This is a genomic window from Pseudomonas sp. ITEM 17296 (assembly GCF_028895205.1).
Taxonomy (GTDB): Bacteria; Pseudomonadota; Gammaproteobacteria; order Pseudomonadales; family Pseudomonadaceae; genus Aquipseudomonas; species Aquipseudomonas kermanshahensis.
Genome location: NZ_WJRS01000002.1, coordinates 228,205 through 249,279 on the forward strand (window position 1 = coordinate 228,205; position 21,075 = coordinate 249,279).

The following is a 21,075-nucleotide window of genomic DNA, read 5'->3' on the forward strand; positions in this document are numbered from 1 at the left end:
TAAAAGTTCGGCCGTCACGCGTACGCCTCCAGCGCACTAACCAAGCGCTTGCACCCTTCAACCAAGGTGGCTTCGTCTGTGGCAAAAGAAAGCCTCAGGTGCCCAGGCAGTCCAAAGGCACTTCCGGGAACCGTTGCGATGCCGGCTTCGAGTAGATCAAGCGCAAGAGCTTGGTCGTCAATGCTCGTTTTGAGCTGCGCAAGTAGATAGAACGCACCCTCCGGGCAGGGCACCTGCAGCTTGTTGCTCGAGCGCAGGACGTGAAGCGCAGCATCCCGGCGCTGCCGATAGATCGCGTTGCGCTCGGCCAGAAAGTCTCGTGGCCCTTCAAGCGCAGCCACTGCAGCACGTTGGCTCAAGGTGCTGGTCTGTGTACAGTTTTGTGATTGCACGGTAGTGATTGCCGAAATCAGTGATTTCGACCCGCACCCCCAGCCGACGCGCCAACCTGTCATGGCATAGGCTTTGGATACGCCGTCGACAATGAGGATGCGTTCTGCCAGATCTGGCGCTACTGACGCCAGTGTCAGATAAGGCTCCTGGGTGAAGCGGATTTCTGCGTAGATATCGTCGGACAACACCATCACCTTCGGGTACTGGCGCAGAACGTCAGCCAACGCGTGGAGGTCGCGCTTTGAGTAAAGTGCCCCTGAAGGATTGCCGGGCGCATTGAGCACCACCCACTTGGGCGATACTGCTCGGCGCAGACCCGCTGTCAGGTGCTCTGCAGTCAGCCTGAAGCCTTGCGAAGCGGTGGTCGGCAGGATGATCGGTTGCGCGCCGCACATCTTAATCATGGCGGGATAGCTGGCCCAGTAGGGCGCGGGGACGATAACCTCGTCAGCGGGCGTTAGGGTAGCCTGGAATGCGTTGAAAATAATCTGCTTTGCGCCACATCCCACCGCGATTTGATCATCGCCGAAGTCCAACCCGCGATCTTCCCAGGCCCGCATACGAATAGCACGGCGCAGGGGCTCAATGCCGTTTGACGGGGCATAGCTCAGGCGGCTGCCCAAGGCTTGATGCGCAGCTTCTATTACGTGCGCGGGGGCGTTGAAGTCAGGTTCACCGAGCGTCAGGTCAACGATGTCTCGACCCGCGGCGCGCATTGCGGCGGCACGTTTGGCCATGAGCAGAATCGGCGATTGGAAAGCGCTGTTTGGCGTTTCGATATTGTGCATGGTGCCCTTCGCAATACAGTGGGATGGGCACTACGATATGAACTCGAGACCTAAAGTAAAAACGATTTAAAATTCACGGTTCAACAAGTTTTAATCATGGGTCATCACGTAGGCGCGTGCTGTTTGACCGCTTGCGCCAGCGCTGCCGCCAGCCGTGCGAGTGGTCTTTCTTCTTGTTCCAGAAGCACAACGCGACGCGTGCTTTGCGGTGATCCGAACGGCTGCACGTCCAGGTGCTTGAGGTCTTCGAGGTTTTGGTTCGATAGCGGCACCACTGACACCCCCAAACCGCTGGCAACCATCTGGATGATTGCATCCTGGCTGTCCAGCTCCATGCTGGTTTTCACCCGCAGGCGCATCCGCCGAAGCTCTCGATCAATGGTGCGCCCGGCCCAGGCCCTGCGGTCAAAGCGGATGAAGGGGAGTTGTTGAAGTAGCTGTCGAAAATCCAGGCCTGCGCATGAGCTCGGCGCAATGATCCAAAAGCCTTCTTCATAGAGTGTCGTACTGACCAGGCCGTAGGGGTATGGTTTCACCGGCTCTGTAGTGATCGCGACATCCAACTCGCCCGCCTCTACGCGCGTGGCCAATTCGGCAGACATGCCCGAGGCTACGTTTATGCGCAGGTGAGGGTGTTCGGCGGCCAGTGCGGCGAGGGCAAGTGGCAAGGCACCGGCCAATGCCGTCTGGATGGCGCCGATTTTCAGTCGGCCGCGCAGCTCGTTATCAGCCCCAATGTCCGAAGCAATGCTGTCGTAAAGTGCAATGATCTCGTGCGCGCGCTCCACGGCCAGATGGCCAGCGTCGGTTAGCACGGGCAAGCGCCGCGAGCGGTCGAACAAAGCGGCATTGAACTCTTCTTCAAGCGACTTTACGTGCAGGCTCACTGCCGATTGGGTGAGATGGACGGTGTCTGCCGCTCGCGCAAACGAGCCGTGCTGAGCGATAGCGATCAAAGAACGAAGTGCACGCAATGACATAGTGTTTTCTCATGCTTTGCTGCCGGCAAGCAGGTACGGGGTTGGTTTTATACGTGCTGTCTTGACGAAACTGCAAGGCCCGCTTGCCCGTGCTTGGGACATGCCGACCCTTGAGTAGCAGGATTTCAGTGATTGCCGTGAGCGGCGTCCTTGACCACGCCGTGAAACAGCGCGAACTGCCTGATCCGTTCGGTTGGCTGGCTGCGTTCGGCCTCGCGCACCGCCTGGCTGAGTCGTTCGGCGCCCTGTTCACGCAGCCCGGCGCTGCGCAGGGAAGCCGGGTCCAGTAGCGAATCACCCGCGCACAACACCACGCCCCAGCCATGGCCCTTGCGCAGCAGGGCGCGGCCGCCGCGCTGGTCCTGCAGCCAGCCGGCCACGGCGTGGTCGCCCTCGAGGGTATCCGAGCAAAGCCGATATCGAGTTCGCCAACGAGCCACAGGTTCACTACCTGATCCTCTCTACCGTCTTGGGCTGCGAGCATCCTGTGCGGTGCTACCGCATCGCGTAGGGCAAGGTGATCGAAGAGAGCCTGCGCATCATCGACAGCGGCACCCGCGCGGCCTGAGCCGCGCCACCGTCCGATTCTTCCTGTTATCGGCCTTGTGGCCGAGGAGTACCCCATGCCGGTTTTTGTCAGTGTTCCCACCCTGTTGCGCAGCTACACCCACGGCAGCAAGCGTGTCCAGGCCCAAGGGCAGACGGTGCGCGAGGTCGTCGAAGACCTCGAGCGGTGCTACCCGGGCATTCGCCAGCGGCTGATGGACGAGCAGCAACTGCATCGCTTCATCAACCTGTACCTCAACGATGAGGACATCCGTTTTCTCGATAACCTTGACACTGCTGTGAGCGACCACGATGAACTCACCCTCCTGCACGCCGTCGCCGGAGGCGCACGATGAGCGATGTTTCGCCGACCGTGCTGGGCGGCTGCCGGCTGCTCGGCCCCTTCGCCGACCCACATGATCCGCTGCAGCGCGCCTTGAGCGTCCAGGCGCGGGCGTTGGGGCTGGAGGTTCGCCATGCGTCAGGTGACGGGCGGCGGCGGATCTATCGGCTGGAAGGCGAGGGCATGCAACCGGTCCACTGCAGCATCTCCGGCTGGGTCAGCGATGCCCCGAGGGCTATCAGCGAATTCACCCTGCAGGCCGCCTGCGGCCTGATGGCGGTACATGGCCGGGCACGTGGACAGGCGGAGGCCATCGATCTGGATTACCTTACCAACGTGGCAGCCAGCCTGGTGTTGACCTGGCTGATGGCCTCGGCGTTGGGGCGCCTGCGCGTCAGCAAGGCTGTCGAGTGCAGCCTGTCACTGCCTGGGGCGGGGTTGTTGTGCATCAGCCAGTACCTCGCCGGGGCGACTGCCGAGGAGGGCGCCGAACAGTTGCCTGCCGGCTGTTCTTCTGCACGGCTGCGCCCGCCCTTCATCATGCTGCGTCACGGCAGTGAGGCGTTGCGCCATGAGGTACTCGCGCCAGTGCTCGCCGGGGAGGTTGTGGCCAGTTTCGGCATGTCGGAGCCCAACAGCATCGGCTCGATATCCGCAACCCTCAAGACCCGCGCTCATTGGTGCGGCGATCATTTGCGGCTGGACGGCGAGAAGTGGTTTATCTGCCGTGCCGAGCAGGCGGCATTCATCACCGTGGTGGCACGCACCGGTGATGGGCCGGTGGAGCAGGCGCTGACCTTGTTCGTGGTGCGTCGGCACGCCCGGCCTGGAAGTCGCCGGGAGGATGAGCGTACTGGGGCGCTATCAGGGGCAATCGGGGGTACGGCTTTGTGCCGTGCGGGTCGACCCGCAGCAGGTCCTGGGTGAAGTCGGTCAGGGCTTTGCGCTGATCCAGGAGCGTCTGGGCCTGGGGCGCCTGCTGCGCTCTGCGCACTGGCTGGGCATGGCGCAGCGCTGCTCTGACCTGATGGGCGCGCGTATTGTCTCGCCACGAGGCACCCTGGCGCGCCTTGCGGACAAGCAACTGGTGCGCTCACGCATGGTTGAGGCGTACCAGGCGATCTATGCCACCCGATCACTGCTGCGCGACGCCGCGACCCGGTTCGATCAGGGGCAGCCTCACGACGTGGAAGCCGACCTCGCCAAGCTGGCGGCATCCAGGGCCTTGAGCCTGAATGCGGATTCAGCGATCTAGGTCTACGGCGCCGAGGGGCTGGGCGACGCTACGCCTCTGTCGGGGATCTACCGACATGCCCGCGCCAGCCACTTCATGGATGGTACTGACGATGCGCTCGTCAGCGCCGTGGGACGGCAGATGATCGCTGCCCACTAAGCCGGGAGTGGGTTGAATTTCGCCGCGCCGTCGTCGTTATCTGTACACGGGATAACCGCAATGGACGACGACAAGGACGGCCAACATGCAGACTGATCACGCGTTTATGGCGCAGGTCCGACAATCCTCCGCGCTGTTGCTGCGCAGCTTGCTGGGTGCGGCCATGGCCTTGCCCATGCTGGTGTTCTACGCCATCGGTGCGTTGGGCCCGTACCAGGTCGCCGATTTGGGTGTTCCCGAGACCAGGCTGGATTACCTGACCATGAGTGCCTTCGCCCTGGCCGCGCTGCTCTCGTTGTGGGCCGGGGCCATCGTCGATCGACTCGGTGGGCGGCGGGCGTTGGGGCTGCTGTTTGGCGCCTACGCCCTGGCGTATGCGTTGGCCGGCCTTCTGCCAGGCTTCTACGGGCTGGTGATCGCCCTGGCCATCTGTGGCGCGGCCCAGGCATTGGCCAATCCTGCGACCAATCTGTTGATCGCCGAAAATCTGCCGGTTGCCGAGCGGGCCGCGACCGTTGGTTTCGAGCAGGCCAGGGTGCAGGTGTCGGCGCTGTTCGCGTGGTTACTGTTACCTGCCATCGCTCAGGGCCTGGGCTGGCGAACGGCACTTGTGCTGTTCGCCCCGATTGCCCTGCTGTTGGGGTGCATCGGCATGCGCTCTCTACCTGCACGGCAGGCGGGCAAGGCAGGCCTGCCGATCACCCTTCAACGCCCGTCGGCCTGCCTGGCCCTGTTGATGGCTGTGCAGTGTTGCGTGGCCATCACCTTGTCGTCGTTCGTCACTTATCTTGGGGTCTATGCCCGCGCCCAGGACATGCCTGCGGTGCTAGCGGGTTCGCTGGTAGCGGTATTTGGGTTGATGGGGATCCTGGCGCGTGTGCTGCTGACCCCACTGGCCGCACGCATGAAGGACGAAAGCCTGATGCTGGGCGTGCTATGCCTGCCTGCTTGCGGCGCTGGCGGTCTACAGTGTGAGCCCGGCTGGCCCGCAGTCCTGGTCGTGGCTCTGGGTCAGCAGTATGGGCATGGGGCTGACCGCGGTGGGGACCAATTCGGTGGCGATGAGCATGGTGCTGCGCGACCGCTCGTTTGGTGCGCCGGCTGCCTCTGCGAGTCTGTTGTCGGTGGGGTTCTTCGGTGGTTTCGCGTTGGGGCCGCCGTTGTTCGGTTTGCTGCTCGGGCGTAGTCAGGGTTACAGCCAGGTGAGGTGGGCGATGATCGCGGTGTTGCTGCTTGGTGCGTTTCTGTGCCTGTATTTGGGTGCTCGGCGGCGCGACAGCAGGGGATGAGCCAATACCCGCTATCCGCCGCGCTACGGTACGTGCGGCATTGGGCATTAATCACCTGGACATGTAGTCGATCACGGCCTTGTAGTCATCGGCGCTGCAGTCCATGCACAGGCCCCGAGGCGGCATTGCATTGAAGCCCTCGGTGACGTGCTTGACCAGCACGTCATTGCCTTGGGCAAGACGCGTTTTCCAGGCTTCGTGGTCACCTTTTTTCGGCGCCATGGGCAGTTGGCCGTTGTGGCACATCTGGCAGGCGCGCTTGAACACTGCCTCTGGGTCCTGGGCGGCGTGAGCCAGGCTTGCTGTTGCTATACAGGCTAGCATTGCGAGTGTTTTTTTCATGACCTACCTCTCAGGTTTTTATTGGAGACCTGAGTCTATGGAAGCGACGGTAGCTGTGAGGTGCGACGTTCTGACGCAGGGCTGGCGTAGTGGCCTAAGATGCAGATTGGGTGCCGAGGGTGCGGCGTGCTGTCGCAGCGCCGCGTTGCCAGAGTGCTATGCTAAGTTGCAGTCGATCCGGTGTTGTACTCTTGGCAGGGTTTTCATTGAATCAAACAAAAGTCGGGGAGGCGGATCGCCCCGGCTTTTGTTTTTTCATAGCGCCAACGGGCATCCATACTCCGAGGACTCAGGAACGCTCGATACCGCATGCAGTCGGTTGTTCCTTTGCGCTCGATGAAGCGCAAACCCAAGCCTGGGCTACCCCGCCTGTTCGATCGCCCAAAGTACCGTCAACGCAATGTGATCGAGCGCATGTTTGGCTGGCTGAAAGAGAATCGAAGGATCGTGACTCGCTTCGACAAGCTGACGAAAAGTTATGCAGCGATGGTCTCGCTGGCCTGCGCGATGCGGTGTTTGAGACACCTCTTTTCAGACAGAGCCTAGTATAGCGCGGTGCGCCAACTGACAGCGTTTCAAGTGGCTACGGTTCAATTAAGTGTGCCTGTCCTAGGCGGCGTGGCGTTGGTCTTGGGCAGCAGAGAGCAACACTAGCTGCAACAGGAGAAGATTCGATTAAATCAACAAGAACAATTGATTCGATCCGTCCGGTCATTTCGTTATGGCGGGCATTCCTACCTTGGCCAACGGCATCCCCGGCGCAGCAGGTGTTGCGCCGCTGATGGTGGTCAAGCTTGCGGAATTTTTAGTCTCGGCAGAATGGTGTCGCAAAAGAAATCTGCAATGGAGTCGGGCATTACGGCCAACGAGTCGGATGTACAAAAGGTCTCCTCCTGGACGCCTGCGCTGAGGATTAATGACCAGAGCTTTTTATACTGACGGTGCAAGTTTAGCGGTTCGGCTGGCGTGCGCCGATGGCGGAATATATTTCACGGAACCACACAGTCACCTCGGCCAGATTTTCCCCGAGCGTGTGCATGACTATGGCGGAGAACTGCCGAAATTGTCCTCTGCAGGCAGATCGCGTTCTCACAACGGGGCACATTCAGCAATCACGATACGCAGATAGCGGCTGGTCATTTCGAATAGCAACTCTTCCTTTTGCCTAAGGATTCTCCGATCAAGTCCCCAAATGTGCTGAAATACGCCTGACCACCTGATCCGAGCCACCCATGAGCCAGATGAGCTTTTCCGACTTCGAATATGCCGGCAAGCGCAAGCAGACACGCCGCGAACGCTTCCTCGCCGAGATGGATCAGGTCGTGCCCTGGACTGGGCTGCTGGGGCTGATCGAGCCGTTCTATCCCAAGGCCGGCGGCGGTAGAAAACCCTACCCGCTGGAAACCATGCTGCGCATCCATCTGTTGCAGAACTGGTTCTCCCTGAGCGATCCGGCCATGGAAGAAGCGCTCTACGAAATCACGCCTATGCGCCAGTTCGCACGCCTGACGCTGAGCGCGCCGATCCCCGAAGACACCACGATCATGAATTTCCGGCACTTGCTGGAGAAGCATCAACTCGCACCTGCGATCCTTGCGGTCATCAACGGTTACTTGCAGGAGAAAGGCCTGTCGTTGCGCCAGGGCACCATCGTTGATGCCACCATTATTCTGCCCCAAGTTCGACCAAGAACGAAGAAGGCAAGCGCGATCCCGAGATGCATCAGACCAAGAAAGGCAATCAGTATTTTTCGGGATGAAGGCTCATATCGGCGTCGATGCTGAGTCCGGCCTGGTTCATCACGTCCATGGCACCGCAGCCAATGTGGCCGATGTCATACAGGTCGCCGAGCTGTTGCATGGCGAGGAAGACGCGGTGTATGCAGACGCCGGATACAGCGGTGTCGAGAAACGCGAAGAGCATGAAAGCCGTGAGGTAATCTGGCAAGTCGCCGCGCGCCGCAGCACGTATACCAAGCTGAACAAACGCAGCCTGCTTTACAAAGCCAAGCGCAAAATTGAGTATTGCAAAGCACAGGCACGGGCCAAGGTTGAGCATCCGTTTCGGGTGATCAAACGGCAATTTGGTTACGTGAAAGTGCGCTTTCGAGGGCTGATGAAGCACACGGCTCAGTTGACCACGCTGTTCGCTCTGTCGAACCTATGGATGGCTCGAAAGCAGCTGATGGGTATGGGCAAGTTACGCGCGTAACACGGAAGACCGGGCGACAAAGCCCTCAAAACGCTGTGCATGGGACTTTCTTTCGGCAAGCAGCGGTACGCGCCGGAGAATGTTTGGCCTGCCGCCGCTTTTCGGCAAGTTGATCGGAGCATCCCTAAATGATATAGAGCGCCTCGATCCAGGACTGTAGCCTTCTCCTGCTCAGCAAGACCGGTTGTGTGAAGTCCCGCGTCGAAAAAGCGCTACAGCGATTTTCAGTATCCGTACCTTGGTACCATTTTCAGTGGCTTCGATGGCGGTGGCGGTATTTTTCTTCGCCTTGAATGAGCCCCAGCGTGTTAGTTCTAGTCATACCCATACGGCTGAAGCGAAAGATAACGATCATCGCCCGGCAGCGCAGTCGTTACCAACCGCACTCAATTCTTGCGGATAGCACTCGCCAGATAGCATTGGGTCGGCTGGTGTTCCGATAGCCAGTTTGCTAGGGCTATGATATGCGTTGGCGACGCAACTCGGTGATGATCGTGGTTGTGTGCTCCAGCTTGATCTCGCTGACCGGCTGTTTGCGCGTAGCAGGCAAGATGAGGTTTCTCAGCCCCCTCCTCGAAACCCTGAGATTCGATACGTAATATTTGTCCCAGCATTTCCATGCGGATCAGCCTGTGTTTCCTGCTCGAAAAGTAAGTCGAAGCAGTTTAAACCCTCGGTCAGGTTTCGGTCAGCGGCAACATCCGGGGTTGCTCTGGGGTGATCATCCGTTGGAACGCAGAGAAGGCATTCCTCAGTGTTGATGTGATTTCCCTCAGAGTACCTCACCCGGCGTGAGCCTTCAGTCCGCGTGGTGCTGAATCTGAAGGAGGGGGGGCTGGATTCTTTGTTGCCCATATTATCTGTCCGGGGTCTGGTGGGTATGGTGGTTGATAAACTAGCTGGCTGATCCCTCTGATCCCTCTGATAGGCCTGGAGCAGCTCTCGTTCCAGATAACTCTAAAGTTCTTTGTAGAGTGTGGCGCAGATCTGTAAGCTTCCAAAGTTCAACGATAAGAAATCCCTTGAAGGTAAAAGTTTCCTCCAGTGATTGCACTGCGCTGGCTGTTTCCAAGGATGCAAATTTTCGATTGGTTTCCGCTAAGCGATGATGAGTGGTGAATGGCCGCACATTGGCGCAATACGTCACAGTGAATAGGGTCGCTAATAAAGCTCCAAGAGTTCTCGTAGTCAAAATTGCTTAAATATTTCTTATGTGAACTGTGGGCGCAGGGTAGCCCTGAGAATAACGAGCTAGGCCTGGAGCGCATCGAGGGCTAAATTATGAGTTAACCTTCGCATCCACTCAGGTCACAAGTCATACCTTGGTATGATAGACTGCTGGTGGCTGAAGAGTACATTTGCTCAAGACTCTGAGTAAATACCTCTACTGATTGCGCGCCCGATATAGTGCAGGTTTTGGCAAGTTGGAAAAGCGGGACCCCGCTTCCGAAGCTCTTGGCCGTAGACTCATCCTTAGTAATCAATCGAATTAATTCGCTATTGGTCCAGGCGTTTTTGACAAATTCTTTCGGGATGTCTAGTTTTGCCGCCTCCACCGCAATTGAATCGAGATCGTAGAGTGAGACTCCTCGCGTAATACTAGCTTCATAGAGATTTTCGATCAGTGCCTGGCTAACGTCAAGCCTGTCGGCAGCTTTAACTAAAGCATGAACAGCGGTCGTGTCACCAAATAATAGTGTGTCAAAATTATAGACTAGGCCTGTCGCCTCTGCGTGAGTTTGAATGCTGTTTACAAAATCGTCCACTGAGCGATGGTTACCAAATTTTTTAAGCAGAACGTCTTTGATTGGCATTGGTCTTTGGCCTATCGCTAGGCGGTAAGCTCTATGATTAACCTTGATTTGGTCGCGATGCTTAAAGTTTGCGAGTGCCATTTCGAAGCGATGCTTTGCAATCCAGCACCACGGGCAGGCAAAATCAGACCAGACATCAACGGTGAGGCTTTGGATCGAGGTGGTCATGGTTAATTCCAAGTGGAAATGATAGGTTTAGTCTAATTTTACCATCTAGTAGGTAGTCCTGCAATGTCTCTCAGTGCTGGTGGGGAACGTGCCTCACGTGAAGCCTGTTCGCGGGTGGGTAGGCACTTGCCTCAAGTCAATTTTCAGGTTTTTCGCCTTGCTGTCTCCTGTGTTGTCAGCATCTCGGGTCATGTGCAAGGCCGGTTTACGTGGCTTCACTGCGAGCTATATTTAAGGGGGCCGTCCTAGGATAGGCGGTACCTTGATGGTGCGTGTAAAACGAGGTATTCTGTAAGCTTATTTTGTTAAGCGAGTTTGGAATGAGTACCCGTACTGACCTTCTTGCATCTGCAGAGTCTTTGTTGCGCACAAAAGGGTATGCAGCGTTCAGTTATGCTGACCTTGCACACATCATTGGTATTAGTAAAGCAAGCATCCATCACCACTTCCCAACAAAGGAAAAATTAGGTGTGGCGATTGTGGAGAACTATATCTTCAGATTCTGTAAGCGTCTTGAGCAAATCGATCAGGAGTCTGAAAGCGCGGTGCAGCGTCTAATTGCGTTCTCCGCCTTATTTCGTGAAAGTCGTGATGCGAGCCTTCTGCCGCTTTGTGGCGCTCTGGCCGCGGAAATCGCTGTACTACCGGATAGCCTGCGTAAGCTCACTAAAGGCTTTTTTGAGCTACATCTACGTTGGGTAGAGGATACGGTCAAGCTCGGGCAAGAGGAGGGCGAAATAAAGACTTCGCAAGGGCTCAAGCCACTTTCTCGAACGATTCTGAATTTCTTGGAGGGGGAGGCCTTTGTTTCTTGGGCTATCCAAGAAGACTCTAATTCTGAGAATTCTTTTGAATGCTTCTTGAGTGGCTTTACAAAGCATTCGTGATTTGGTCGTCGCCGACGTCGGGCTAGCGCGCCGGCGAGACTGACACGGAAGTTACTTCAAATTTTTACTGAATTCATTAAGCGCTTCCTCTAGATCTCGAATAAGATCGTCAGCGTCTTCCAGGCCGACATGAAGTCGAATCAAATGCCCTGGCTCTTCCCATGGTTTTGCGGTTCTTATTGATTGTAGCGTTGCGGGGAGCACCAGGCTCTCAAAGCCTCCCCACGAGTATCCAATCGAGAACAACTTCAATGAATCAACAAGCTTGTCTACACACGCCTGTGGTGCCTCTCGTGTCACAAACGACAAGAGCCCAGAAGCACCTTTGAAATCTCGCTTCCAAAGGTTGTGCTGAGGATGGGATTCGAGAGCTGGGTAGAAAACCGATTTCACTTCGGATCGTTGCTCAAGCCATTTCCCTACAGCGATCGCATTTCTCTGGTGTCGCTCCAGGCGTACATGCAACGTGCGTAGCCCGCGGAGGGCAAGCGTAACGTCGTCGGGGCTGGCGAAAATGCCCGTCAGTGCGTGGAAGGATTTGATCTTATCCCACGCGCGCGGCGAAGCAGAAATGGTACCCAGCATCGCATCAGAATGACCTACGATATATTTGGTCGCGGCCATCACCGAAAGATCGATTCCATGCTCAATGGCGGGGAAGAAGAGAGGTGTACCCCACGTGTTATCGGTGATAGTGAATGCGCCGTGTGTCCGGGCGACTCTCACGATGGCAGGGATGTCCTGGACCTCCATGGTCAGGGAACCGGGTGACTCGGTGTAGATGACCTTCGTGTTCGGTTTGACCAGGCTCTCGATGTCAGCACCAAGGGTGGGGTCGTAATAAGTCACTTCAAAATTGAAGCGGTTCTGCAGTGAATCGCACAGCGTGCGAACGGGTGAGTAGACGTTATCTGGGATCAAAATATGATCACCAGCTTCCATCAGAGCAAGGATCGCCGTTGAGCATGCGGCAAGGCCCGAAGGGCATAGCACCGTACCTTCTGCTCCTTCTAGCGCTTTGATTGCGCTTGTCAATGCATCGGTAGAGGGGTTCCCCCATCGACCGTACTGGTATTTTTGCCGTCCCTCACGAAATGCCTCGGCGCTAGGGAATACGACAGTCGACCCGCGATAAATCGGTGTATTCACGAACCCGTGATGCTGGTCGGGCTGTATTCCACCATGGGTCAAAAGCGTTTGCACATCATACTCTTGTTTTGCACTCATAACCGTTTCCATGACAAAGGCCATTATTTAAGGCGTCGGGTGCTGTGCATCCTAAACCCTTAGGCATCATATACGCAAACCGCTACCTAGTGGTAGAGGATGTAAAAATCCTTATAAATCAGATATTTATACCAATATTATGATTTTTGTTGAATGTCTACCTACTAGGTGGTAGCGTTTTATCGTCTCTAACAAACCATTTGGCTTCGTCGCTTCCATGGAAAGCATTGGCATAAGCCAAGTCTGGTCGAGGAGCACCGCAGTAGCGTTGTTGATGAATCAGTGTTTCGTGGCGGAGCGGCACTGACACCCTATGAGTGATTAGGTGGACTATGACAAACACAAAAATAAAAGTTAAGCCAGATTCCGACGTTGATAAAAAGTCGTGGCTTGAATCCCATGAGCATGGCTATGCAAAAAATCTAAAAAATCGCCATGTTCAGATGATCGCACTTGGAGGCGCTATCGGGACCGGCCTTTTTCTGGGAGCTGGCAGCAGGTTGCACACAGCCGGGCCAGGGTTAGCAGTGGCGTATTTAGTATGTGGTTTATTTGCGTTCCTGATACTACGCGCACTGGGAGAGCTGATCATGCATCGGCCAAGTTCCGGTAGTTTCGTATCCTATACTCGTGAGTTCATGGGCGAAAAAGTCGCCTACGTTGCCGGCTGGATGTATTTTCTTGTATGGGCAACGACGGGTGTAGTAGATATTACGGCCATTGCAATTTATATGAAATACTGGAATATGTTCAGTGACGTGCCTCAATGGTTTTTTGCACTGAGTGCATTAGGGCTCGTCACGCTGCTTAATATGGTCGGCGTTAAGTGGTTCGGGGAAATGGAATTTTGGTTCGCAGTAATCAAGGTAGCTGCTATCGGTACCTTCCTGGCAGTAGGGACCTTCTTCTTCGCAACAGGCCATGAGATTGCAGGGCATCAGCCAGGGTTGGATCTAATTTTCAACAATGGCGGTATCTTCCCTAATGGTGTGCTCCCAGCAATCATTATCATGCAGGGGGTGGTGTTCGCTTATGCCAGTATTGAGTTGGTAGGTACGGCGGCAGGCGAGACTGAAAATCCGAAAAAAGTTCTTCCCAAGGCTATCAATGGCGTAATTTGGCGGATTGGGCTTTTCTATGTTGGCTCTGTGGTCTTGTTGGTTACGGTTTTACCGTGGACGATGTACGAAGCCAATGTTAGTCCGTTCGTGACGTTCTTTGGCGCTCTTGGCGTACCAGGTATCGGTACGGTAATGAACATCGTGGTATTGACGGCAGCATTGTCGAGTCTCAATTCAGGCTTGTACGCCACTGGCCGGGTGCTTCGCTCGCTTGCGATGGGTGGCTCTGCACCTAAGTCGTTGGCTGCCATGAATTCGCAGGGCGTTCCGTTCAAGGGCATTATCTTGACAGTGGCAATCAATGCTATTGGCGTACTTCTGAACTACCTGATCCCTTCTCAGATCTTTGAGTTGATGTTGAACGTAGCCGCCCTTGGGGTTCTGTCAACTTGGGGATTCATTGTTCTCTCGCAAATCTACTTCAGACGAGCTGTCAAGAGAGGAGAGGTAGAAGCGGTTGAGTTTAAGATGCCAGGCGCTCCATATACCTCTTGGTTGACCTTGGGCTTCTTACTTGTAGTGTTGGTCATGATCGGGTTCGATTATCCCAATGGGACGTATACGCTGCTGATGATTCCAGTTATTGCGATTGCGTTGATGTGGGGCTGGTCGCGTACAGCACATGTAAAAAATAAAAAGCCAGAAGGCCGGGTTGTCCCGGAAGTGACGGTTCTTAAGTGATTTGCCCCGTCACACGAAGCCGCGCCTAGCGCGGCTTTTCCGCAGATGCTTTTTCCTCAAGCCGGCTGCTTCATACGTGCTCTGGCTGGCGAGCTAGGGATTTAGCTAGGCAAGCTCACGGCTGTTGATCTATCGCCACCCTTGGCCTGAATCGCCCCGGGCTTCGTATGCGCTTACCGGAATATTCGAAAACGGAGAAGCTCATCGGGCTCATGGCAAAGCTTGCTGCGGTCGCTGAACGGAAGGCTATTTCAGCACAGGTCGGGTGGCCTGTGCTGACGTGATTGGAGAGCCACCTACGGGTGGCGAACGACAGCTCTTGTCAGCCTACCTACTAGATGGTAACATTATTTAAACCCGGCTCCTTGGGTGATAACTTACTTTCTGTGCCATAGCGAAACTGCGAGGATCACATGCAAGATTGGAAACAAGCCCGTCAAGATATCAACGCTCGACTCATGCAATTGGGCGCGCTTTCTCCGGACACCATCAAAGGTGTCATGGCTCTGGGTGGCGCAGGCGCCAAGACTAACCATCTGGATGCTAAGACTCGCGAGTTAATTTCCCTGGCAGTCGCCGTAACTACGCGCTGCGATGGCTGCATCGCATTCCACGTCGCCGAAGCCAAAAAGCTCGGCGTAACCGTTGAAGAGGTGTCTGAAGCCCTTGGTGTAGCGGTCAACATGAACGCAGGTGCAGCACTCGTCTACAGTACCCACGTTCTGGATGCCTTCGATAAAGAGTAAACAGGTAAGCCTATCTGTTAGATACCAATACATATTGAGACAGTCAGTTTGTTGCTCAAGTGTGAATGACTGCACAATTTGATAGGTAGGCGCAATACGCGAAGCACGCTACAAGCCTGTGCAAAATATGTGTCGATCAAGAGCTTGTAATTGTACCAACTGGTTGATAGATTTATTGTAATTCATCTTAAGCCGTCCGGCGCTTAAGTGCACTTGAGAGGAAAAGCAGATGAGTAACAACCTGAATGGCATTGATGTAGCAGCCCTGCAGCAGTTCGCACAAAGTGTCACCGAATCGCCAGCGGTAGGCGAAGCTCGTTTTAATGTGAAGACCAAGTGGGAGCACCAGACTCGCACTGTCGCTACCGTCAACCACTACTCTCTAGGTGGCGAAAATTACCAGCGTCACTTCGAAATCGCTGCCGATGAGCCTGAGCAACTGCTGGGCGCTAACAGTGCTCCGAACCCACAAGAACTTCTGATGGCTGCTCTGAACGCATGCCTGTCTGTCGGCTATGTGGCCAACGCTGCAGCCATGGGTATCAAGGTCAACAGCCTTGAAATCGAAGCGGACGGCAAGCTGGATCTCAGGGGCTTCCTCGGCTTGAACGAGAGCGTCAACCCAGGTTACGACGAGGTAAGCTACACTGTTCGTATCGATACCGACGCCCCGAAAGAGCGCGTCGAAGAACTGCACAAAGTAGTAACTAAGACCTCGGTAAACTTGGCCAATTTCTCGAAGGCAATTCGGATGATTCCGACTTTGGAGGTACGTAATTCGTAATTAGTCTGCACCTACGCATGATAGGATCGTTGCCGCCGTCAGGCGGCAACTGCTTTGAATGCGTGAGCATGCAGGCATCTCAATTCGGACAAGCACTGGTTTGGGGCGCTCTATGCCACTCAACACGCGGGAGAACCTGCTTAGCTATGCGGAGCATCTGATTCGCACAAGGGGCTACACAGGTTTTAGTTACGCCGACCTCGCCATGGAGATCGGCATAAAAAAGGCGAGTATCCATTATCACTTTTCGGTGAAGGAAAAACTCGGCGAGGAAATTATCGAGCGCTACATGGCGAGATTCATAGTGGATTTGGAGCAGATCGAAGGCGCCGGGATGAGCCCTGCCGAGCAACTCAAAACGTTTGCCACAATTTTCCAAGCCAGCATTAGCCGCGGGCTCCTGCCATTGTGTGGTGCTTTAGCGGCCGAATTTCCTATTTTACCTGAATCCCTTCAACTTCTAATCACGAGCTTTTTCCACAAACAGCTCGCGTGGATTGAAGAAAAGCTCCGACAGTTGTTTGAAGTCTGCGGCCAAAAGCCGCAAAGCGACCTAAAGCTGTATGCTCATTTATTGCTCAGCACCCTGGAGGGAGCAAGCTTTATTGATTGGACACTTGGTTCATCTGAGTATCTACTGAAAGGCTTCGATCTCGTCTTATTATCGATCATTTCAAATAGTGGACTAGCTCATCTATCCACAAGCTCTGAATTAAGCGGAGTCTCCGTTTTGGTCCCTTAGCCGTAATGATGGTAAATTAGTCACTGAGGAGCTTGTTCAGAGGTCACATCAGTCAACAGGCTGATGAATCGCTCAGGATCCACTAAGTACCTTGCAAGCTCGTCGCGTAATGCTTTTCAAACGCTATTGGCTGCAGCTAATTGTTGAAATCTTACCGGCATTTTGCATTGTAGAATATTTTAATGTAATGGAGCACGTCACCACGAGTATCTTCCCGCATATTATAGGTTTTCCTCTTGATCTGCCTTCTACAACATCGAACTGGCGCTCCAGCCAATTGGATAAGGCGACCGCCGGCTTACTGTCGTACTTTCCGAGGCGACTCCGATACCTGCCTGATAGCGCTGCACCCCCACCCCATGACACACCAGCCTCTCCACACAATGCCGACCACCATCTTCACCGACATCATGCGGGTCGGCATGGATTATGCGATAGCCATAAACGCCGCCGCTCTCCTGCCACTCATGCTTAATCGAACCCAGTAATGTCTGGTCGTCTTCCTGATTGTGCCGCTGGCGGTAACCGCCGGAGCGGGCGATGGCGCTGTTATCCCTGTTGGAACGGTAAACCTCAAGGTTGGGGTAATCTAATCGCGCTATCCGTCGTAATGGTAGAAGGTATTGCGCAACTGGGTGTTGTCGTCCAGCTGGTAGTGATCGAGCCTATCCAGCGGGTACCCTGCTCGTAGCGACTGTTGTTGACGTAGTAGTTGTTGAAGCGGTTGCGCTTGTCGATGTGCAACCTGCCGGCCATTGGTTCTAGTACCGGCGTGCCCCAGTAGGGACTGTCTTTCTTCTCTTCCAGGTATTCGATCGCCAGCGTATGGGAGAGTCGGTCGTTGATGTCGCTGAGCAGCGAGTAGGCCAAGTTGCCCGCACCGTTGTCCTGGCGATCGATGTAGCCGTTGCCGCTGGTACGGCTGTAGTCGAGGCGCGCATAGTGGCGTGGACCCGCTCCGCTGTTGAGCGCTTTATTGAAGCCGACCGTGGTTTCCCAGATGTCGTAGTGACCGTAGCTCATCCGGCCCACGAAGGTATCTTCGTCGCGTTTGGGCAAGTTTGGTGATGACGTTCAGGCTGCCACCTAGGCCACCGCTGCCGTTGAGGAAGGAGGAGGGGCCGCCGAGCAATTCCACCCGATCATAACTCCAGGCACCGACCGGACGTGCTGCGCCGCCGTATTGCAGATTGATGCCGTTGAACAGCTGGCTGATCTGGGCATCGTTGAAGCCACAGTACGACACATAGCTGCCCCAGCCGGATGGCGCAGGAGCGTTAATCCCAGGCAGAGCGTTCACAGCGTCTTGAAATTTGCGTGCTCCGATACGTTCCATAGGCTTGCGATCAGCCAAGCTTACAGAGGCGGGATTTTCCCGGGCGCTGAGGTCCAGATGCAAGCCGCTTTCGATGGGGGTATCCAGGTCCAGGCTGGTGGCCGGTTTCGGCTGGTTGGTCGAGGCATTGACGTAACGGGGGGTAAGCTCGCGAGCAACGCCAAAGTAGTCAAGCGAAACATGAAAAGCTTCCTAGCTTAATATGAGCACACACCGGTCGCGCGTCATCCAGCGGTAGATGGTGATGATGTCAAGGCGAAGGAAGTAGGGCGGGGGAAGCACGAGGGTTGATCATGGGTCAGCGCTGTCTGGGTGACCAGGGCGTCGGTTGTGCGGGCAACGGCTTGGCTGGCTCACCGGCAAGCAGGGCGAGTAGCTCGAAAAACGCTGGCAGCAGGATGGCAGGGAACAGGCTTGCGATGATGCAATCAGCCTCGACGGACAATGGCAGGGGAGAGCACATCCTGCTGGCATTTCGAATGCCGCGCCGTCCAGCCTCATCAGCAAAGCTCGTTGAGAAGGACGGTCTTTCGAAGAGCGGATTTTACATTTTTTGATCCGTCAGTGAACTTTTAAACAGTTCGACACGCAGACAACCGCGTTGCTGTCCGGTCTGTCGTCGGTATAAAAACCGTCTCGATTTGGCATCTTTATCTTTGTTAAGATCGACGCATCCACGGTCGCGTTGGCGTCCAGCAGCTTGTTCATGTGCAGGATGTAGCCGGTCACTGCATAGACTTGTTCGTTGGACAATGACTGTGGCGCCTGGAAGGGCATGGCTCTTCGGATGTAGTCGAAAAGCGTCGTTGCGTAAGGCCAATAGCTGCCGACTGTCTTGAGCGGTTTGTCAGTAGTCAGGGTTCCTTCGCCTCCCGCCAACGCAGGTCCGACGCCGCCCTCGAGCTTCACGCCATGACAGCTGACGCAACTGTTCATGTAGACCTTTTCCCCATCCGCTACCGTCGCGCGCCCTTGAGGCAAGGCTTTGCCGTCGGGTGCCACATCGATGTTCCAACTGGCTATCTGCGCTTCGGTAGCCTTGGTGCCCAAACCGTATTGGGATTGTGCCGAGGCATGATTCAGCGCACAGGCGCAAAGCAGACCGATGAATAACGAACCACCTTTAAGCCCGTCCATTGGTCACCTCCCCATTGCTGGAAATACGCCACGGTTGCACCGAATTGTTGTGGTAGAAAGAGACCTTGCCACGTTCATCAATCAACTGTTCCAGCATCGGCTGAACATATCCGGTCTCATCGATGGCGCGGCTCATGATCATCAACTCTTGACCGTTCCATTCGAAAGGCGCCCTGAAGGCGGTCAGCGCCTTGGTCAGAATGGGCTCCTGTAACTTGGCTTGCGTCCAGGTATTGCCGCCATCAACGGAAACATCGACACGGGTGATTTTGCCGTGGCCGCTCCAGGCTATGCCACGCATCTCATGCAGACCCTTGCGCGTCAGTTTCTGGGTGCCGGAAGGGTAGGTCACCAGTGATTTGCATTCCATGACAAAGGAAAATTTCCGAGCTTTACCGTCGGCCATCAAGTCGGTGTATTTGGCGGTTTCTTCCCGGCTGTAGGCGGGCGCATCGGTGACATGAAGTCGGCGCAGCCATTTGATGTGGGTGTTGCCCTCGTAGCCGGGGACAAACAGACGCAACGGGTAGCCCTGTTCCGGCCTTAGACGCTCGCCGTTCTGGCTGTAGACAACCATCACATCGTCCAGGCATTTTTCGATGGGAATACTGCGTGTCATTGCCGCGCCGTCCGCCCCTTCGGCAATGATCCACTTGGCTTGCGGTTTGAGCCCGGCTTCATCCAGCAGGGTCTTCAAGGTAACGCCAGTCCACTCAGCACAACTGACCAGGCCACTGACTTCGGCGGCGGTTTTGCCCCACGGAGGTAGAAACGATGGATTGCCCGAACACTCCATGAAGTGCACTCTTGACACGGCGGGGAACTGGCGTATCTCGTCCACGGTAAAGATCAAGGCGTTTTCGGTGAAGCCGTGAATTACCAACCGGTGTTCAGCCGGATCGATTTGCGGGACGCCCGCATGATGGCGCTCATAGAACAGACCATTCGGGGTAATGATGCCGTCCAGTTCCTGAAGTGGAGAGGTGCTGTAGGCGGACATGGTCTCTTTCAGGCCGGGATATAGATTCCTAACTGCTTTGGTTTCGAACGTTGAAGGTTTGCCGTAAGGGCTTGCCGTGGGAGTGCCAAGACTGCGGGACCATTGCGGGACTTCAAGGGGCAGGTTCGGGTCAAGCGGGGCGATGTTGGTCGTCTCTGCATTGGCCAGAGCGCTATCACTCAGAGCAAAGGCGGCAGCGCCGATAACGGTTCCACTTTTTATCAGGAAGTCCCTGCGAGCCAAAGATGTCTCAGACGTGTCTTGCTTGGTGGGGACCATGGATTTCTTTGTCATTGTTGTTCCCTGGGGTTCTTTGTCGGGACGGACCCAACGGCAAGCTTGTAGACTGATCGGTCGGTCTGTGGCTAGACTAGAAGGAAAAACGCGCGTGGTCCAGTCGCAAGGACGACCATCGGTGATGGGACGTGAATGAGGAGGAGGTCGATGGAGGCGGCGCATTTGAAGCGCCGCTAATGACAGTCAAGCCAGGCGTGGCTCAACCTTAAGTCCGGGCAGGAGGGTGTCGCAGAAGAATGTCGCGATGGATTCCGGGGAACGCGGGCCTCCGGGCTTGATCCACAAGTAGCTGTAGTGGTGGATACCTAGGATAGCCTTCACGGCCAACGAGTCAGATGTACGGAAGGTCCCCTCGCTCACGCCAGCCTTGAGGATGTGCGACCAGAGCTTTTCATACCGGCGGTGCAGATCAAGCAGCTCGGTCTTGCGCTCGCCAATGACCGAATACACTTCCCGGAAACACACCGTCATTTCGGCCAGATGGGTGACAATCGTGCGCATTACGATGGCCGAAAACTGGCGAAATTTATCTTCCGAAGACAAATCGCTCCCGCACAAAGGTGTACCTTCCGCGATGAGCACCCGCAAGTACCTGCTGGTGATTTCGAACAGCAATTCTTCCTTGCTGCCGATATGGTAATACAGCGCGCCCCGAGCTAGGCCAGTTGCTTTTTCCAATTCAGCCATTCCAGTCGCATGAAACCCGCGCGTCGAAAACAACTGCGCAGCGATTTTCAGGATCCGCTCCTTGGTGCTTGTTTCAGCAGGTTCGGCAGCGACGATGGCGTTCTTTTTTCCCATGGGTCAGTTCCAACCAGTTGAGCGTCAATCATACCCAGCGTGCGCGTTG

The 21,075-nt window shown here is 55.5% G+C and carries 17 protein-coding genes and 4 pseudogenes; 11 read left to right on the forward strand and 10 right to left on the reverse strand.

The genetic code is table 11. The features are described 5' to 3' along the window. Positions 1 to 14: 14 nt before the first annotated feature. The 3 genes from GIB19_RS03645 to GIB19_RS03655 form a co-directional block, all read right to left on the reverse strand. Positions 15 to 1,181, reverse strand: a complete 1,167-nt coding sequence (locus tag GIB19_RS03645; protein ID WP_125859171.1) for a pyridoxal phosphate-dependent aminotransferase — start codon at positions 1,179 to 1,181, stop codon at positions 15 to 17. Positions 1,182 to 1,285: 104 nt separating this feature from the next. Beyond that, entirely contained in the window at positions 1,286 to 2,161 is an 876-nt protein-coding gene (locus GIB19_RS03650) for a LysR family transcriptional regulator (protein WP_125859170.1), read from the reverse strand. 125 nt (positions 2,162 to 2,286) lie between these two features. Further along, a complete protein-coding gene (locus GIB19_RS03655; RefSeq protein ID WP_125859169.1) occupies positions 2,287 to 2,601 on the reverse strand; it encodes a copper uptake system-associated protein in 315 nt (104 codons plus the stop codon). 183 nt (positions 2,602 to 2,784) lie between these two features. On the opposite strand from GIB19_RS03655, the gene GIB19_RS03660 reads away from it, so the two are divergent. The 4 genes and pseudogenes from GIB19_RS03660 (at position 2,785) to GIB19_RS03675 (ending at position 5,629) form a co-directional block, all read left to right on the forward strand. Further along, positions 2,785 to 3,063 (forward strand): MoaD/ThiS family protein, encoded by a 279-nt coding sequence (locus tag GIB19_RS03660; protein ID WP_125859168.1) that lies wholly within the window; start codon positions 2,785 to 2,787, stop codon positions 3,061 to 3,063. After that, on the forward strand, positions 3,060 to 3,977 hold the full coding sequence (locus GIB19_RS03665; RefSeq protein WP_264312522.1) for an acyl-CoA dehydrogenase family protein: 918 nt from the start codon (positions 3,060 to 3,062) through the stop codon (positions 3,975 to 3,977). The genes GIB19_RS03660 and GIB19_RS03665 overlap by 4 nt, the downstream gene beginning before the upstream one ends. Then, positions 3,946 to 4,443, forward strand: a pseudogene (locus GIB19_RS03670) (acyl-CoA dehydrogenase family protein). The gene GIB19_RS03665 and the pseudogene GIB19_RS03670 overlap by 32 nt, the downstream one beginning before the upstream one ends. Positions 4,444 to 4,528: 85 nt before the next feature. After that, positions 4,529 to 5,629, forward strand: a complete 1,101-nt coding sequence (locus GIB19_RS03675) for an MFS transporter (RefSeq protein ID WP_274883618.1) — start codon at positions 4,529 to 4,531, stop codon at positions 5,627 to 5,629. A 154-nt stretch (positions 5,630 to 5,783) separates the two neighbouring features. Here the strand turns inward: GIB19_RS03675 and GIB19_RS03680 are convergent, their stop codons facing one another. Further along, positions 5,784 to 6,074, reverse strand: a complete 291-nt coding sequence (locus GIB19_RS03680; RefSeq protein ID WP_125859167.1) for a c-type cytochrome — start codon at positions 6,072 to 6,074, stop codon at positions 5,784 to 5,786. A gap of 300 nt (positions 6,075 to 6,374) precedes the next feature. Here GIB19_RS03680 and GIB19_RS03685 point away from each other — a divergent pair. After that, positions 6,375 to 6,620: pseudogene (locus GIB19_RS03685) on the forward strand (transposase); the annotation flags it as partial. A gap of 764 nt (positions 6,621 to 7,384) precedes the next feature. Next, positions 7,385 to 8,285, forward strand: a pseudogene (locus GIB19_RS03690) (IS5 family transposase). A 1,286-nt stretch (positions 8,286 to 9,571) separates the two neighbouring features. Here the strand turns inward: GIB19_RS03690 and GIB19_RS03695 are convergent. Further along, on the reverse strand, positions 9,572 to 10,267 hold the full coding sequence (locus GIB19_RS03695) for a DsbA family oxidoreductase (RefSeq protein ID WP_125859165.1): 696 nt from the start codon (positions 10,265 to 10,267) through the stop codon (positions 9,572 to 9,574). A gap of 320 nt (positions 10,268 to 10,587) precedes the next feature. Between GIB19_RS03695 and GIB19_RS03700 the strand changes: the two genes are divergently transcribed. Continuing rightward, positions 10,588 to 11,154, forward strand: a complete 567-nt coding sequence (locus GIB19_RS03700; protein WP_274883621.1) for a TetR/AcrR family transcriptional regulator — start codon at positions 10,588 to 10,590, stop codon at positions 11,152 to 11,154. Between the two features lie 51 nt (positions 11,155 to 11,205). Here the strand turns inward: GIB19_RS03700 and metC are convergent, their stop codons facing one another. Next, positions 11,206 to 12,393 (reverse strand): cystathionine beta-lyase, encoded by a 1,188-nt coding sequence (gene metC / locus GIB19_RS03705; protein ID WP_274883623.1) that lies wholly within the window; start codon positions 12,391 to 12,393, stop codon positions 11,206 to 11,208. 320 nt (positions 12,394 to 12,713) lie between these two features. On the opposite strand from metC, the gene GIB19_RS03710 reads away from it, so the two are divergent. The 4 genes from GIB19_RS03710 (at position 12,714) to GIB19_RS03725 (ending at position 16,455) form a co-directional block, all read left to right on the forward strand. Next, the gene (locus tag GIB19_RS03710; RefSeq protein ID WP_125859162.1) at positions 12,714 to 14,183 is read left to right on the forward strand and encodes an amino acid permease; all 1,470 of its coding nucleotides are present in this window, start codon (positions 12,714 to 12,716) and stop codon (positions 14,181 to 14,183) included. A 413-nt stretch (positions 14,184 to 14,596) separates the two neighbouring features. Continuing rightward, positions 14,597 to 14,929: a carboxymuconolactone decarboxylase family protein gene (locus tag GIB19_RS03715; RefSeq protein WP_274883625.1), complete on the forward strand. Its 333-nt coding sequence runs from the start codon at positions 14,597 to 14,599 to the stop codon at positions 14,927 to 14,929. Positions 14,930 to 15,158: 229 nt separating this feature from the next. Further along, the gene (locus GIB19_RS03720; protein WP_125859160.1) at positions 15,159 to 15,713 is read left to right on the forward strand and encodes an OsmC family protein; all 555 of its coding nucleotides are present in this window, start codon (positions 15,159 to 15,161) and stop codon (positions 15,711 to 15,713) included. A 58-nt stretch (positions 15,714 to 15,771) separates the two neighbouring features. Next, a complete protein-coding gene (locus GIB19_RS03725) occupies positions 15,772 to 16,455 on the forward strand; it encodes a TetR/AcrR family transcriptional regulator (protein WP_274883628.1) in 684 nt (227 codons plus the stop codon). A gap of 449 nt (positions 16,456 to 16,904) precedes the next feature. Here the strand turns inward: GIB19_RS03725 and GIB19_RS03735 are convergent. From GIB19_RS03735 to GIB19_RS03750, 4 genes and pseudogenes are all read right to left on the reverse strand, one after another. Continuing rightward, positions 16,905 to 17,973: pseudogene (locus GIB19_RS03735) on the reverse strand (TonB-dependent receptor plug domain-containing protein); the annotation flags it as partial. Between the two features lie 379 nt (positions 17,974 to 18,352). Further along, positions 18,353 to 18,928, reverse strand: a complete 576-nt coding sequence (locus GIB19_RS03740; protein ID WP_125859159.1) for a c-type cytochrome — start codon at positions 18,926 to 18,928, stop codon at positions 18,353 to 18,355. After that, positions 18,915 to 20,222 (reverse strand): sulfite dehydrogenase, encoded by a 1,308-nt coding sequence (gene soxC, locus GIB19_RS03745; protein WP_223811840.1) that lies wholly within the window; start codon positions 20,220 to 20,222, stop codon positions 18,915 to 18,917. The genes GIB19_RS03740 and soxC overlap by 14 nt, the downstream gene beginning before the upstream one ends. A 186-nt stretch (positions 20,223 to 20,408) precedes the next feature. Further along, positions 20,409 to 21,026: a TetR/AcrR family transcriptional regulator gene (locus tag GIB19_RS03750; RefSeq protein WP_125859158.1), complete on the reverse strand. Its 618-nt coding sequence runs from the start codon at positions 21,024 to 21,026 to the stop codon at positions 20,409 to 20,411. Positions 21,027 to 21,075: the final 49 nt, after the last annotated feature.